The following is a 15,282-nucleotide window of genomic DNA, read 5'->3' on the forward strand; positions in this document are numbered from 1 at the left end:
TTGAAGTGGCTACAGCAACTGAGCACGACAAATTCCGGGTGGCTCTCGGTGCTACAAGGCTCCGGGTAGGTCTCGCCTTCGTCCTGGTCCTCCTGCTGGTTCTCGGCGTCCGCCTTTTCCAGGTGCAGGCCCTTGACCTCGGTGGCATGGCGCAGGCCGGGCTCAACAAGCGGCTCGAATCCTTCCCGGTCCAGCCTGTGCGGGGCGATATTCTCGACAGTAAGGGAAACTACCTGGCCCGGAGCGTGGAGCGCTTCGACGTCGTCGTCGACCAGACCCTTGCGGAGGGGGATACGTTCGCGCGGATCAACACCGAAGGCGACCGCGAAGAGCTCACCATGGCTGAGGGAATCGCCGAGCTCGCGGCGATTCTCGGTCAGGATGCAGCCACCCTTGAAGCGTCGATCATTGGGGACAAGACGTTCGGTTACGTGGCCCGCGAGGTGACCCCCGAGGTCAAGAACGCTGCGCTGGCCGTGCGGATGCCCGGCGTTTACGCCGACCCGGTCAGCCTCCGTACATACCCCTCGGGCCCCGTTGCTGGATCGATTGTCGGCTTTGTCGGCTCGGAGAACGAAGGACTCGAACTCACCCAGAACGAGAAGCTGACCGGCAAGGCTGGCAGCCGTACCTTCGAGATCGGTGGGGATGGCATCCGCATCCCCTACGCCACCAACGAGGATGTTCCCGCCCAGGATGGCCAATCAGTAAAACTGACCATCGACCAGGACCTCCAATGGTTCGCGCAGCAGACCATCGCCTCCCAGGTGGAGGAGTACGACGCCCAGTGGGGCAACATCGTGGTTGTCGAAGCGGACACGGGCGGCATCGTCGCGATGGCCGAATCCACCACCATGGACCCCAACAACCCGGGCGCCACCGACCCCGAATTCCGGAAGCCCCTGTCGGTCACCTCGTCCTTTGAACCAGGCTCCACCACCAAACTGATCACGATGGCCGCAGGGCTGGAGGAGGGCGTCATTGAACCGACCAGCGAATTCCTGCTCCCCAACACCTACACCGTCGGTAACCAGACCTTCAAGGATGCTTTTGAGCACGGCGAGGAGCGGCGTACTGTTGCCGGAATCTTCGCCAAGTCCATGAACACCGGCACGGTCATGGTCGGTGAGCAGCTCAGCAAGCAGCAGCGCTACGACTGGCTGACCAAGTTCGGGATCGGCCAGCCACTCGACGTCGGCCTCAATGGCGAGACCAGTGGCATCCTCGCCCCACCAGAAGAGTGGGATGACCGGCAGCAGTACACTGTGCTCTTCGGGCAGGGCCTTGCACAGACAGCGCTGCACACGGCCATGGTCTACCAGACGATCGCCAACGACGGTGTTCGGTTGAAACCCCGCCTGATCGACGCCTACATTGACCCCGACGGCACCGAGCACAAGGTGCCCCAGGATGAGGGCATCGAAGTGGTGTCGCCGGAAACCTCGTCGCAGCTGCAGAAGATGCTCGAAACTGTCACTGTCGAAGGATCGGGTGCCTCGGGTGCCCTGGATGAGTACCGGGTGGGGTCCAAGACTGGCACCGCCGAGGCACCCGGCGCCACCGGCGGCTACGACGGGTACACCCTTTCTTACGCCGGCATGGCTCCCATGGAAGACCCAGAGTATGTGGTGGTGGTGACCCTGCAGCGTCCGCAGGGAGATCTGTATTATCTGATCCCAGGCGAGTCCTTCCAGAAGGTCATGGAGCAGGTGCTCAATGCCAGGAACGTTGCGCCCTCCACAGGCAAGCCCGAGACCTACCCCATCGAGTACTAATCCGGAGCATCACACGTGCCAACAATTGAAGATCCAACAGCGCATCCCGACGCAGGAATGCGCCCCGCAGCGGTGACCCCCATCCCGTTGCACCAGGCATTTGGCACCCTCCCCGCCGGGCTACCGGCAGTCCGGCCGATTCCCGGACGCCACGACGACGGCGCCCGAACCCAGGTGACCGGCGTGGCCATTGACTCCCGCATGGTCCGTACCGGCGACCTCTACATCGCACTCCCCGGCGCAGGCGCACATGGCGCCTCTTTCACCGGCCAGGCCCTGAAGGCAGGAGCCGTCGCGGTGCTGACCGATGAGGAAGGCCTGGCCGCAGTTGCCGACGCCGCTGGCACCACACCAGTGTTCAGTGCCACCCGCCTCAGGGAACTGGTGGGCCCCCTCGCCGCTGTCATCTTCAACAGCCAGCCCACCGGGTCCCACCGTCCCACCCTGTTCGGCGTGACGGGCACCAACGGAAAAACCACCACCACCTACTTCATCAACGCGCTGCTTCACGGGCTGGGAAAGACCACCGGGCTGATGGGCACCATCGAAATCCACGCCGGCGGCCAGCCAATAGCCAGCGCGCTCACCACCCCCGAATCCCCCCAGGTACATGGGATCCTGGGCCTGATGCGTGAACGCGGCATTCAGACCGCAGCCATGGAGGTGTCTTCGCATGCCATCGAGTACCGGCGGGTCGACGGCGTCCGGTTCGACGTGGCGGGGTTCACCAACCTGACCCAGGACCATCTGGACCTCCACGGCACCATGGCGGAGTACTTCGCGGTCAAGGCTGCACTTTTCCAGCAGGATCGGTCCCGGCAGGCGGTCATCATCGTCGACGACCCGTGGGGGGTGATGATGGCTGAGGTCGCTGGAGCCGACGTCGTCACCCTCCGCACCATAGATCCCCGGGACGACGCCGACAATGACGAACGTGAGGGCGCGGCAGTCGCCGGGCCGCCAGCCGACTGGCAGGTTCGCGACGTGGCCAGGCACGGGCTCGGCCACCAGTTCTCCCTGCACGGCCACGCGGGGGAGAGGCTGACGTTGCACTCCGGCCTGCCGGGTACGTTCAACATCTCCAACGCCGCACTCGCCGCGGTCATGGTGCTTGCCTCGGGCGTGCCCGTCGCCGACGTGCAGGCCGCCGCCGACGCCTCCGACCCGTTCTCGTCAGCAGTGCCGGGACGTATGCAGCTCATCGGCGAGCACCCGGCAGCAATAGTCGACTTTGCCCACAACCCGGACGCGTTGGCCCGCACCCTCGAATCGGTCAAGCCCACTGTGCCCGGAGCCCGGCTGATCGTCGTCTTCGGCGCCACCGGTCAGCGGGACCAAACCAAGCGGCCCGTCATGGGGGCCACCGCTGCCCGGCTCGCCGACGTGGTGATCGTCACCGATGATGACCCCCACGACGAGGACGAGGCCATGATCCGGCAGGGGGTGCTGGCCGGGGCACTGCAGGCCCGCGCCACCGCGGCCCTGCCCTGTGAGGTGCTTGAGATCTACCCCCGCGCCGAGGCGATTGACCGCGCTGTCGCCATGGCGTCGTCGTCGGACACCGTCCTGATCGCAGGCCGCGGGCACGAGGTTTGGCAGGAGGTCAAGGGAGTCAACCTGCCCCTCGACGATCGGGTGGAGTTGGCCAAGGCGTTGACACGCTACGGATTCTCTGTCCATCCCAGCCACAGGATAGAATCCTAGACCGTCATGATTGAACTAAGCGCAGCCGAAATCGCGGCAATAACCAGGGGCCACCTGACCCCCACAGCCGCAGCGCGGCAGACCCAGACCGTCAGCTCCGTCACAGTGGATTCCCGCGATCTGCAGGCCGGCGGCCTGTTCGTCGCGAAGCCCGGAGAGACCGCTGACGGCCACCAGTTCGTACCGCAGGCCTTCCACAACGGGGCAGTCCTCGCACTGGTGGAGCACCCGGTGGTCGACACCGGCGCGGACGGAGAGGTCGAGTACCCGGCCGTGGTGGTCGACGACGTGGTGCTGGCCATGGGCCGGCTCGCAGCCGAGGCGGTGCGGCGTCTGCGCGCCCACTCGTCGCTGACCGTCATCGGTATCACCGGGTCGGCCGGAAAGACCACCACCAAGGATCTGCTGGCAGGCATCCTGTCGGAGCAGGCCCCCACTGTCGCTCCGATCGGCTCCTACAACGGCGAGGTCGGTGTTCCCCTGACCGTTTTCGGCGCCGACTACGACACGAGGTACCTCATCATCGAGATGGGTGCCACGAAGATCGGGCACATCACCTATCTGGCCGACATGGTTGCGCCCGACGTCGGGGTAGTCCTGGGCGTGGGCAGCGCGCACGCTGGAGAATTTGGTGGCGTGGAGAATATCGCCCGGGCGAAATCCGAACTGCTGCGGGCGTTGCCCGCTACCGGGACGGCCATCATGAACGCCGATGACGCCCGCGTGCTCGCGATGGAACAAGGCACCGGCGCGCAGAAGCTGTACTTCACCGCCGACGACACCCGGGTGCCCGCCGGGGGCCTGGTGATTCGGGCCACCGCAATCACGACCACCTCCGACGGGCACCCGGCTTTCACGCTCACCGTCCCCGGCGACGACGCCGCCTACCCGGTCACCTCACGCCTGATCGGGACCCACCAGATCACCAACCTCCTCGCCGCAGCATCCGTGGCCACAGCCCTCGGCATTCCGGGGGCGGTGATCGCCGCTGTTCTGTCCCGGCGGGAGCCCCAGAGCCGGTGGCGCATGGAGCGGACCGAACGCGCTGATGGGGTCACAGTCATCAACGACGCGTACAACGCCAATCCCGATTCGATGCGGGCAGCGCTCCGCACCGTCGCCGAACTCGGTAGGGGCAGGCGCACCTGGGCTGTGCTCGGCGAAATGCTCGAACTGGGAGACGATTCAATTGCGGAGCACGACGCCGTTGGGCGGGTAGTGGTCCGGCTCAATATCTCCAAGCTTCTGGTGGTGGGGATGGGGGCACGCGCCCTCTACAACGGTGCCGTCCTCGAAGGGTCATGGGGTGATGAGGTCCTGTTCGCCGATGACGCTGCAGCCGCCGAGCAGATGCTCACCACCGCCCTGCAACCCGGCGACCTCGTGTTGTTCAAATCCTCCAACGGGGCCGGGCTTCGATTCCTGGGCGATCGGATAGCATTGTCATCGACCCACGCACCGTCCACCGCCACGCCTGGAACATCAGTGCCCGGCTCAACTGACCTCCAGGGGGGGCTGCAGCTGTGATTGCACTATTGATCGGCTCAGCCATGGGGCTGGTGCTGGCACTCGTGGGCACCCCCCTCTTCATCAAGTTGCTGGTGAACAGGGGCTACGGCCAGTTCATCCGCGACGACGGACCCACGGCCCACCACACGAAGCGCGGCACCCCGACCATGGGTGGTGCAGTCATTGTCGGCTCCGTGCTGATCGCCTACTTCGTGACCCATCTCCTGATGATCTGGGCGGGGATGTCGACCGGGCCCTCCATGTCGGGCCTCCTGCTGCTCCTGCTCATGGTGGGCATGGGTGTCGTCGGATTCTTCGACGACTACATCAAGATCTCCAAGCAGCGCAGCCTCGGCCTGAGCGCCCCGGCGAAGATCGCCGGGCAGACCCTGGTCGGGATCATCTTCGCCGTACTGGCGCTCGGTTTCCCCAACGAGGACGGCAGGACGCCGGCCTCCACGGCGATCTCCTTCATCCGTGACACGTCCATCGACCTCGCCTTCGCCGGCACCATCGTCGGGGCCGTGCTGTTCGTCATCTGGTCCAACCTCATCATCACCGCAGCCAGCAATGGTGTGAATCTCGCCGACGGCCTCGACGGTCTGGCTGCCGGCGCATCGGTCCTGGTGTTCGGCGCCTACATGTTGATGGGGATCTGGCAGTCCAACCAGAGTTGCGCCCTCGACGAGGTCGCCCGCAGCGTCTGCTACACCGTCCGGGATCCGCTCGACCTGGCCCTCATCGCTGGAACCATGTGCGGCGCCCTGGTGGGATTCCTCTGGTGGAACACCTCGCCGGCGAAGATCTTCATGGGCGACACCGGTTCGCTCGCCATCGGTGGCGCCATCGCCGGGTTCGCCATCCTGTCCCGCACCCAGCTTCTGCTTGTCATCCTCGCCGGACTGTTCGTCATGATCACCCTCTCCGTCATCATCCAGGTCGGCTACTTCAAACTGTCCGGCGGTAAACGCGTCTTCAAAATGGCACCATTGCAACACCACTTCGAGCTGAAGGGCTGGCAGGAAGTGACAGTGGTGGTCCGGTTCTGGATTCTCGCCGGGTTGTTCGTGGCAACTGCGATGGGGATTTTCTACGCCGAATGGGTGGTGCTGATATGACCGCCGCTCCCGACCTTGAGTCCCTGACCACCTGGGATGCTGACTGGCGGGGCCTGCGGGTGGCCGTCACCGGCATTGGGCTCTCCGGCTTCTCGGTTGCCGACACCCTGATCGAGCTCGGGGCCCGCGTTGTGGTCGTCGACGGGTCCGATTCAGCCGAAAACCGGGCCAAAGCGGACACCCTGTCCATCGTCGGTGCGGTGGACGTCCTCCTCGGCCCCGACCACGCAACGACCCTTCCGCTCATCGACGGCGCCCTTCCGGACCTGGTAGTGACCTCGCCGGGCTGGACCCCCCAGCAGTCGATGCTACGGGCTGCCGCCGAAGCTGGCATTGCCGTCTGGGGAGATGTCGAACTGGCCTGGCGGGTCAGGATCCGTGAGGGCCGCCCCACCGCCGAGTGGCTGACCATCACCGGAACCAACGGGAAGACCACCACTGTCTCCCTGGTGGAATCGATGCTCCTCGCCGCTGGCCTGCGGGCCGTCGCGGCGGGCAATATCGGCACGCCGATCCTCGACGCCATCAGGGATCCCCAGGGCTACGATTTCATCGCCGTTGAACTCTCTAGCTTCCAGTTGCACTGGACCGGCTCCATCTCGCCTTTGGCCAGCGTGTGCCTGAACGTGGCGGAGGACCACGTGGACTGGCATGGCGGGTTCGATCAGTACACCGCCGACAAGGCGAAGATCTACGCCAACACCAAAGTGGCTTGCATCTACAACGCCGAGCAACCCGCCACCGAGCGGATGGTCGAAGAGGCCGACGTCGTCGAGGGATGCCGTGCCATCGGCTTTACGACGTCGACTCCGGCCGTCAGCATGGTGGGCGTCGTCGACGACCTGCTCGTGGACCGAGCCTTCATTGAGCAGCGCAAGGATTCGGCTGTCGAGCTTGCCGCTATCAGGGAGTTGGGTGACCTGGTTCCCCGCCATCTGGTGGCAAATGCCCTGGCCGCCGCCGCGCTGGTGCGGGCCGCCGGCGTCGAACCAGCAGCCATCCGCTCCGGGATCAGGAACTACCAGCCCACCGATCATCGCATCCAGCTGGTTTCCTCCCGGGACGGCATCCTCTGGATCAACGACTCCAAGGCGACCAACCCACACGCCGCGGCAGCCTCGCTGTCGGCCTTCCACTCGGTGATCTGGATCGCCGGAGGCCTCTCCAAGGGCGTCAACTATGACCGGCTGGTCATCGAGCATGCGAAGCGGCTTAGGGCGGTGGTGCTGATTGGCGCCGACAGCTCGGACCTGATGGCGTCATTGCGCCGACACGCTCCGGATGTTCCGCTGATCGAAGCGGGCACAGGGGAGACTGGAGCTGTGACGTTGTCCGACGAGACCACACCCACGCCTCAGGGCGAACGGGTGATGGAATCGGCGGTAAGGGAATCAGCGCGGTTGGCCGGCGACGGTGACACCGTGCTGATGGCTCCGGCGGCAGCATCCATGGATCAGTTTTCCTCCTATGCTCACCGAGGCGAAGCCTTTATCGAGGCAGTCCGAGTGATCGTGGAAGGGCAGGCGAAGACCGCAAAGGAGTTCTAATGGTCACCACGCCCACCCGGCCAGTCGGCCGGAAGCCGGTGATGCGTCAGCATTCCCGGGCCGGCACCCCACCCGCCGCGGCACCACGTACCCCCGGCACACCCTCAACCGGCTCAGCTGCGACAGGTCCAGCGAAGAAGGGGCTCGGTGGCCACTTCGGACGGTTCTGGATGTACCTTGAGGGCAGCGAAAAGCAAGCCAGCGGCGCCAGCTACTACATGATTCTCGGGTCGGCCCTCGCCCTGACCGCGATTGGGCTGATGATGGTGCTCTCGGCATCCTCGGTTGAAGCCATCGCCGAAGGAACCAGCGAGTTCGATCTGTTCCTGCGGCAGGCCATCTGGGCCGCCGGAGGGCTGGTCCTGATGCTCCTGCTGTCCCGTTTCGGCGCCCGCACCTATCGACTTCTGGCCTGGCCGGTCTTGGGGGTAGCAATAGTGCTCCTGATGCTTGTCCTGGTCATCGGCGTGAACATCAACGGCAACCAGAACTGGATCCAGATAGGCGGGTTCACGATGCAGCCTTCCGAGCCCGCGAAACTCGCTCTGGCCATCTGGCTGGCCAGCGTGCTGGCCCGGAAGGGCAGGCTGGTCAGGAACTGGAAACACGCAATGATCCCAGCCCTCCCGCTGGGTGGACTGCCCATCGGGCTGGTCCTGCTCGGAGGCGACCTGGGCACCGTCATCATCTTGATGATGATCCTTGCGGCGGCCCTTTTCTTTGCTGGCGCGCCCATGAAAATGTTTACCATTGCCGGTATTGCCGGCATCGCCGGTGCACTGGTGATGGTCCTGGTGAGTGGAAACCGCAGCGACAGGATCAGCGCCTGGCTGCGGATCAACTGCGACGACGGCCGGGACCTGTGCCTGCAGTCCGACAATGGTCTCTTCGCCCTCGCCTCCGGCGGCTGGTGGGGCGTCGGTATCGGGCAGAGCCGGCAGAAATGGAACTGGATCCCCGAGGCTCACAACGACTTCATCTTCGCCATCATCGGCGAGGAGTTCGGGCTGATCGGGACCCTCGTCGTCGTCGCCCTCTTTGGAATCCTCGCCGTCGCCACCATCCGGGTGGCCCGCCGCTACACCGACCCGTTTGTGCGGATACTGCTCGGGTCCATCCTGGTGTGGCTGATCGGACAGGCTTTCGTCAACATTGGGATGGTGACCGGTGTCCTGCCCGTCATCGGCGTCCCATTGCCCTTCATTTCCTACGGCGGATCGGCATTGACCTTCACCCTCGCCGCCGTCGGTGTGTTGCTCTCCTTCGCCCGCAAGATGCCTCCTGCCCCGGCGGCCGATGCAGCTGTCACCCCAGACGCCCGTTTCCTAGAAAGCGAACCAGCAACCCGATGAGCACAACCCCTCTTTCGGTGGTCCTGGCCGGCGGCGGAACCGCCGGCCACATCAGCCCCCTGTTGGCGATAGCCAATGCCTTGGCGGAGATCGAACCCGGTATCCGGCAAGTGGTGGTGGGCACTGCCGCCGGAATGGAGACCCGGTTGGTTCCGGCCGCGGGCTACCCGCTCGAGACGATCGATCGTGTTCCGATGCCACGCCGCCCGTCGGTCGACCTGGTAAAACTTCCCATCCGGCTGATCCGGGCGGTCCGTCAGGCGTCGGCCGTCCTGGACCGCGCCGACGCTGACGTCGTCGTTGGCGTTGGGGGCTACGTCTCGACACCGCTGTACCTGGCCGCGTGGCGGCGGAAAACCCCCATCGTGATCCACGAGGCCAACGCCCGCCCGGGTCTGGCCAACCGTCTGGGCTCCCGCATTGCCGCCACGGTCGCGGTGGCGTTCAAGGGGACCCGGCTGCCCGGTGCGCAGGTGGTCGGCATGCCCATGAGACGCAGCATCTCCTCCCTCAACCGTGCCGAGGAAAGAGCCGCCGCCCGGACCGCGCTGGGATTGACCAGCACTCAGCCAGCACTTATCGTGACCGGCGGATCTTCCGGTGCCGTCAGCATCAACCGTGCTGTGACAGCGGCAGCGCCGTTGCTGGCCGCCGAAGGCATCCAACTGCTGCACATCACCGGCGGCGGCAAGGCTGTCACGGGCTCCGACGGGCGGCCCCTGCACGCCGACGGGTACCGTCAGATCGAGTACGTCGATGACATGGCGACCGTCTACGCCGCAGCCGACCTTTTGCTCGCGCGCGCCGGCGCCGCAACTGTCTGCGAGGTCAGCGCCGTCGGCCTCCCGGCCGTGTTTGTTCCGTTGCCCCACGGCAACGGTGAACAACGCCGCAACGCGGCCGACCTGATCGCTTCGGGCGGTGCACTCCTGGTGGAGGACGGGTCGCTCACCGCAGGCTGGCTGGCCGAGCAGGTGTTCCCACTCCTGAAAAACCCTGCGGCCCTGAACGTCATGGCCACCGCAAGCGCCACCCTCGGAGTGCGGGACGCCGACGTCCAGATGGCCCGGCTCGTCGTCGCTGCGGGACGAGGGGCCCAGTCGTGACCCAGTCCACCAGCCTGACACCTGCCGGCCTCGGCCACGTCCACTTCATCGGCCTGGGTGGCGCCGGTATGTCCGCCGTTGCCCGGGTGCTCTTCGGGCAGGGCGTCCCGGTGTCCGGGTCCGACGCCGCCGATTCGCGGACCCTCCGGGCCCTCGCCGACCTTGGCGCCCGCACCGATGTCGGGCACCGCGCCGAGAACGTTGACGGCGCTGACACCATTGTCATTTCGACCGCGATCAGGGCTACCAACCCGGAACTCGTCGCGGCCCAGGAGAAGGGGTTGCGGATCCTGCACCGGTCCCAGGCGCTGGCCGTCGCCATGACCGGGTCGGAGGTCGTGGCGGTGGCCGGCACCCACGGCAAGACCACCACCACCGCCATGATCACCGTCATGCTGCAGGCCGCCGGGCTGGATCCGTCGTTCGCCATTGGCGGCGACGTGGCAGCGCTGGGCGTCAACGCCGCCTGGGCTGAGGGCGGCGTGTTCGTCGCGGAAGCCGACGAATCTGACGGGTCGTTCCTGAACTACTCACCCCGTATCGCCGTGGTCACCAACGTCGAGGCGGATCACCTCGACCACTACGGCACTGCCGCAGCGGTCCACGAAGTTTTTGACCGGTTCGTAGCCCTGCTGCCAGTCGACGACGGCCTGCTGGTGACCTGCCGGGACGACGACGGCGCGGCTGCCCTGGCCGGACGGGTCGCTGACACTCGACGGGTCAGGACCTACGGCTACTCGCTATTCGCTGACGTGCGGATCGGGGCGACGGTCTCCGACGGCAGCGCCTCGACGAGCATGCTGTCCTTCTCGGTGGACGGGCTCGAGAGTGAGCAGGAGCTCCGGCTCAGCGTGCCTGGCGAACACAATGTCAGGAACGCTACCGCCGCCTTCGCTGTGGCGCTTGAGCTGGGTATTGACCCCGCCGCGGCGGCAGCCGGGCTGGCCACGTTCTCGGGTGCCGCCCGCCGGTTCGAGGCGCGCGGCGAAGGCAGGGGAGTGCGGGTCTTCGACGAGTATGCCCACCACCCGACCGAGGTGACAGCGGCGCTGCGGGCGGCACGCGCCGTCGCCGCCGGGCACGGCGTCCACGTCCTCTTTCAGCCCCACCTGTTCTCTCGGACCAGGGAATTCGCCGCGGAGTTCGCGACAGCCCTGAGCCTCGCCGACTCGGCCACGGTGCTGGACATCTACGCGGCACGGGAAGATCCCACGCCGTCCGTGACCAGCCGGCTGATCACAGACCGGCTCACTGTGCCGGGCGGGTACATCGCTGAGCCGGACGAGGCGGTGCGAGCGGTGGCGGACCGGGCCGCCGCTGGAGACATCATTCTCACAGTAGGTGCCGGCGACGTCACCCAGTACGGCGCCGAACTGGTCAGGTTGCTGACACTGCCAGCGCCGGGGGCACCAGGTTCATGAGCCGTCGTAAACCCGGCAGGCCCGGTACCACGCCCCAGCAGGGCGCCATCCCCGGCCCCGCCAGCGTGCCTCGAGTCACCAGTAGCAAGGTGTCCATGCTCGACCTTCCGGAGGATCCCTGGCTGCCCCCGGCCCAGGAGGAATCGACCAGCTCCGTCGTCGCATTCCCCCAGCCGCCCAGGAAGCGGCGACGGCGGAACCTCGTCCTGGGGCTCATCGTCCTGGTCCTCCTGATGGCAGGGTTGCTGGTGTACGTGATTTTTTCCCCGGCACTCGCGCTGCGCAGTGTTGACGTCAGCGGCAACACCCTGGTGACCGCCGAGGAAGCCACCGCCGCGCTGGAACCGTTGCTCGGCGAACCGCTGCCACAGATCGCCGATGAGGAAGTGGAACAGCTCCTTGAGGGTTTCGCCCCGATCGAAAGCGTCACCGTCGCCGCGGTCCCACCGTCCGGTCTGGCAATCACCATCCGCGAACGCGTGCCGGTGGCGATCCTGCAGAACAACGAACAGTTCGTCCTCATCGATGCCGATGGCCGCCAGCTCGCGTCCGTCAAAGATCGCGACGCGGTGCAGCTACCGCTGATCGACGGTGGGACCGAGGCCGTGAACAGTGAAGTGTTTTCCTCAATTGCCACAGTTCTTGCTGCCCTTCCGGAAAGCATCCTGAACCAGCTGGGGCACGCTTCGGCGGATTCAGTGGATTCAGTGAAGCTGTCGCTTACTACTGACCAGACCATCTTCTGGGGGAGCGCCGAAGGGAACAAGGCCAAGGCGTCGGTCCTTGAAGCGTTGCTTACCGCTCCGCCGGCCGATCCGCCGGCCAAGGAATTCGACGTCAGCACGCCGTCTAGTCCGGTCACTCGCTAAAGAATTATCCGACACGCGGGCTCGGTCATTGCAGATGAGGGCACCTGCCCATAGCGTCTTGAATAGAAGTTACTTGACATAACATTGACTTTCAAGTTGAGAGTTAACGTTGGTCAACGTGAAGGCTGGGAACAGATCCAGCCGGATCAAGCCCCACACAGCGCATTCGAACAAGGGACACAGGACCGTGGCAGCACCGCAGAATTACTTGGCCGTCATCAAGGTAGTAGGCATCGGCGGCGGTGGCGTGAACGCCGTCAACCGCATGATCGAGGTTGGCTTGCGTGGCGTGGAATTCATCGCCATCAACACCGACGCACAGGCCCTGTTGATGAGCGACGCCGATGTGAAGCTCGACGTCGGCCGGGAACTGACCCGCGGCCTCGGTGCCGGCGCCGACCCGGAGGTTGGGCGCCGTGCGGCCGAAGACCACGCCGAGGAAATCGAAGAGGTGCTGCGCGGGGCAGACATGGTCTTCGTCACCGCCGGCGAGGGTGGTGGCACCGGAACCGGTGGCGCACCCGTCGTCGCCCGCATTGCGCGCTCGCTCGGCGCCCTGACCATTGGCGTAGTCACCCGGCCCTTCACCTTTGAGGGTCGTCGACGGTCCAACCAGGCCGAAACGGGCATCGATACCCTCCGCGACGAGGTCGACACCTTGATCGTGATCCCGAATGACCGGTTGCTCTCCATCAGCGACCGGAACGTGTCGATGCTCGACGCCTTCCGGTCGGCCGACCAGGTCCTGCTCTCCGGCGTGCAGGGAATCACCGACCTGATCACCACTCCGGGCCTGATCAACCTCGACTTCGCCGATGTGAAGTCGGTGATGCAAGGTGCGGGGTCAGCCCTGATGGGTATCGGCTCGGCCCGCGGCGAGGACCGTGCGGTCAAGGCAGCCGAACTGGCCATCGCGTCGCCGCTCCTCGAAGCATCGATCGATGGCGCGCACGGGGTGCTGCTGTCCATTCAGGGTGGTTCAGATCTGGGTCTATTCGAAATCAACGAGGCCGCCCGACTGGTGCAGGAAGTGGCCCACCCCGAAGCGAACATCATCTTCGGTGCCGTCATCGACGACGCCCTCGGCGACGAGGCACGGGTCACGGTCATCGCGGCTGGGTTCGATCAGGTCGATGCCACCTCGCAGCCCAATTCGCAGCTTGCCAAGCCCGTCTCAGCGCCGTCCGTCGGTGCGAGTGTACCGGCGGCGGCAGCAGTCCCCGCCTCGGCGGGGCTCGGCGCCTGGTCGCAGCGGTCACAGCAGTCAGGTAACACCGTGCCAGCGGATTCAGGTTTCGATGTCGATCTGCCAGCCGTAGTCGAGCCTGACTTCTCTTCGAGCCGCTCGGACGAACTCGATGTTCCGGACTTCCTGAAGTAGCCATCGACGCCGTGTTCTTCTGGCGACAGGAAATCACTCCGGGCCGCTGGGTAGCTTTCACGAACGCCGAGGCGGGCAATCTCGCACACCATGTGCAGGATGAGCCCACCTCGGTGCGTCGGCGGCGCCGTGATCTGGAAGGCGCGCTGGGTGTCGCTGGAGGCTCCCTTCGTTTCATGCACCAGACTCACTCAGCGGACGCGGTGCTGGTTCATCCCGGACCGATCGTCGAGGCGGTTAGCGCCGATGCGCAGGTCAGCCCCGACGGATCGGTTCCCCTGGCGGTCATGACCGCGGATTGCGTTCCCGTGGTGCTGTCCGCTGGGCGAGGCCCGGGCGGGGCGAGTGCGGTGATCCACGCGGGACGCCAGGGGGTCTTGACCGGCGTGGTGGCTAACACTGTCGAGCTGATACGCCGGGGTGATGCCAAGGACCTGACCGCCTGGATCGGTCCCGCCATCTGCGGGCTATGCTACGAAGTGCCCGAGAAGATGCGGCGCGAGGTGGCAGCGGTCGTCCCAGCGGCGTGGGCAACCACCCGGTGGGGGACGCCCGGCCTCGATCTGCCCGGTGCCGTGCGAAGCCAACTCGCCACACTCGGGGTGGAGATCCGCACAGTCACTGACGATGCCTCGGCCCTCTGCACTCTCGAAAATGAATCCCTCTACTCCCACCGCCGCAGCCCGGCAGCCGGTCGGTTCGCAGGCCTTGTATGGACCAGTTGATGCAGTCGCCGCGCGCCGCGGAGCTCGCCGAGCGGCTTTCTGCCGTGCACCGCCGGATCGAACAGGCAGTGTCTGACGCCGGACGCACCCACAAACCCGAGCTCATCGTCGTCACCAAATACTTCCCCGCAGCCGATCTACGGATCCTCGCCGGGCTCGGCGTCACCACCATGGGAGAGAGCCGCGACCAGGAGGCCGCCGCCAAGGCCCAGGAGCTTAAGGATTTCGAGCTGCACTGGCATTTCATCGGCCAGCTCCAAACCAACAAGGCCCGCTCCGTGGCGCGCTACGCGGATGCGGTGCATTCGGTCGACCGGGCGCAGCTGGTCCGCGCGCTCGGCAAAGCAGTGGCCGCCGGGCAAGCCGGCACAGGGCAAGGACCCGCGCCCGCCCTGTCCTGCTTCATCCAGGTCGACTTGTCGATACCCCATGGCGGTGAGACGAGCATCAGCGGACACCACCGCGGCGGGGCAGCCCCCGCCGATGTCCTCGCGCTCGGACGCCTAGTCGACGACACTGACGGTCTTGCTCTGGCCGGAGTGATGGCCGTCGCCCCGCTAGGGATAGACCCGGCGGAAGCGTTCGGACGGCTGGCTTGTATCTCAGCGTCGCTGCGCGTCGACTTCCCTGCCGCGTCGGGGATCTCGGCTGGGATGAGCGGCGACCTCGAAGCAGCTGTCGCGGCCGGCGCGACACACCTCAGAATAGGGTCGCAGGTCCTCGGCGATCGCCCGCCCTTGCGGTAGCGTCTGGACTATACCCAATGACACGACAG

The 15,282-nt window shown here is 65.8% G+C and carries 12 protein-coding genes; all 12 read left to right on the plus strand.

Annotation, left to right across the window (positions count from 1 at the left end):
• The first annotated feature begins 5 nt into the window (after positions 1 to 5).
• The 12 genes from ACX80G_RS16525 to ACX80G_RS16580 all read left to right on the plus strand — a co-directional run bounded on the left by ACX80G_RS16525 (position 6) and on the right by ACX80G_RS16580 (position 15,253).
• Positions 6 to 1,775, plus strand: coding sequence for a peptidoglycan D,D-transpeptidase FtsI family protein (locus ACX80G_RS16525; RefSeq protein WP_459309060.1), 1,770 nt, complete (start codon positions 6 to 8; stop codon positions 1,773 to 1,775).
• A gap of 57 nt (positions 1,776 to 1,832) precedes the next feature.
• Complete coding sequence (locus ACX80G_RS16530; protein WP_459309103.1) at positions 1,833 to 3,479, plus strand: UDP-N-acetylmuramoyl-L-alanyl-D-glutamate--2,6-diaminopimelate ligase; 1,647 nt, start codon at positions 1,833 to 1,835, stop codon at positions 3,477 to 3,479.
• Between the two features lie 6 nt (positions 3,480 to 3,485).
• The gene (locus tag ACX80G_RS16535; protein WP_459309061.1) at positions 3,486 to 5,006 is read left to right on the plus strand and encodes a UDP-N-acetylmuramoyl-tripeptide--D-alanyl-D-alanine ligase; all 1,521 of its coding nucleotides are present in this window, start codon (positions 3,486 to 3,488) and stop codon (positions 5,004 to 5,006) included.
• The gene (mraY, locus tag ACX80G_RS16540; RefSeq protein ID WP_459309062.1) at positions 5,003 to 6,106 is read left to right on the plus strand and encodes a phospho-N-acetylmuramoyl-pentapeptide-transferase; all 1,104 of its coding nucleotides are present in this window, start codon (positions 5,003 to 5,005) and stop codon (positions 6,104 to 6,106) included. The genes ACX80G_RS16535 and mraY overlap by 4 nt, the downstream gene beginning before the upstream one ends.
• On the plus strand, positions 6,103 to 7,653 hold the full coding sequence (murD, locus tag ACX80G_RS16545) for a UDP-N-acetylmuramoyl-L-alanine--D-glutamate ligase (RefSeq protein WP_459309064.1): 1,551 nt from the start codon (positions 6,103 to 6,105) through the stop codon (positions 7,651 to 7,653). The genes mraY and murD overlap by 4 nt, the downstream gene beginning before the upstream one ends.
• A complete protein-coding gene (ftsW, locus tag ACX80G_RS16550) occupies positions 7,653 to 9,005 on the plus strand; it encodes a putative lipid II flippase FtsW (RefSeq protein ID WP_459309065.1) in 1,353 nt (450 codons plus the stop codon). Before murD ends, ftsW begins: the two co-directional genes overlap by 1 nt.
• On the plus strand, positions 9,002 to 10,111 hold the full coding sequence (murG, locus tag ACX80G_RS16555; RefSeq protein ID WP_459309067.1) for an undecaprenyldiphospho-muramoylpentapeptide beta-N-acetylglucosaminyltransferase: 1,110 nt from the start codon (positions 9,002 to 9,004) through the stop codon (positions 10,109 to 10,111). The genes ftsW and murG overlap by 4 nt, the downstream gene beginning before the upstream one ends.
• Positions 10,108 to 11,532 carry a UDP-N-acetylmuramate--L-alanine ligase gene (murC, locus tag ACX80G_RS16560; protein WP_459309069.1) on the plus strand — a complete coding sequence of 475 codons (1,425 nt, stop codon included), beginning with the start codon at positions 10,108 to 10,110 and terminating at the stop codon, positions 11,530 to 11,532. Before murG ends, murC begins: the two co-directional genes overlap by 4 nt.
• Entirely contained in the window at positions 11,529 to 12,401 is an 873-nt protein-coding gene (locus ACX80G_RS16565; protein WP_459309071.1) for a cell division protein FtsQ/DivIB, read from the plus strand. Before murC ends, ACX80G_RS16565 begins: the two co-directional genes overlap by 4 nt.
• A gap of 187 nt (positions 12,402 to 12,588) precedes the next feature.
• Positions 12,589 to 13,782, plus strand: coding sequence for a cell division protein FtsZ (gene ftsZ, locus ACX80G_RS16570; RefSeq protein WP_459309073.1), 1,194 nt, complete (start codon positions 12,589 to 12,591; stop codon positions 13,780 to 13,782).
• 11 nt (positions 13,783 to 13,793) lie between these two features.
• On the plus strand, positions 13,794 to 14,507 hold the full coding sequence (locus ACX80G_RS16575; RefSeq protein WP_459309075.1) for a purine nucleoside phosphorylase YfiH/LACC1 family protein: 714 nt from the start codon (positions 13,794 to 13,796) through the stop codon (positions 14,505 to 14,507).
• Positions 14,507 to 15,253, plus strand: coding sequence for a YggS family pyridoxal phosphate-dependent enzyme (locus ACX80G_RS16580; RefSeq protein ID WP_459309077.1), 747 nt, complete (start codon positions 14,507 to 14,509; stop codon positions 15,251 to 15,253). The genes ACX80G_RS16575 and ACX80G_RS16580 overlap by 1 nt, the downstream gene beginning before the upstream one ends.
• The last annotated feature ends 29 nt before the right edge of the window (positions 15,254 to 15,282 follow it).

The organism is Arthrobacter glycogeni (genome assembly GCF_054510815.1).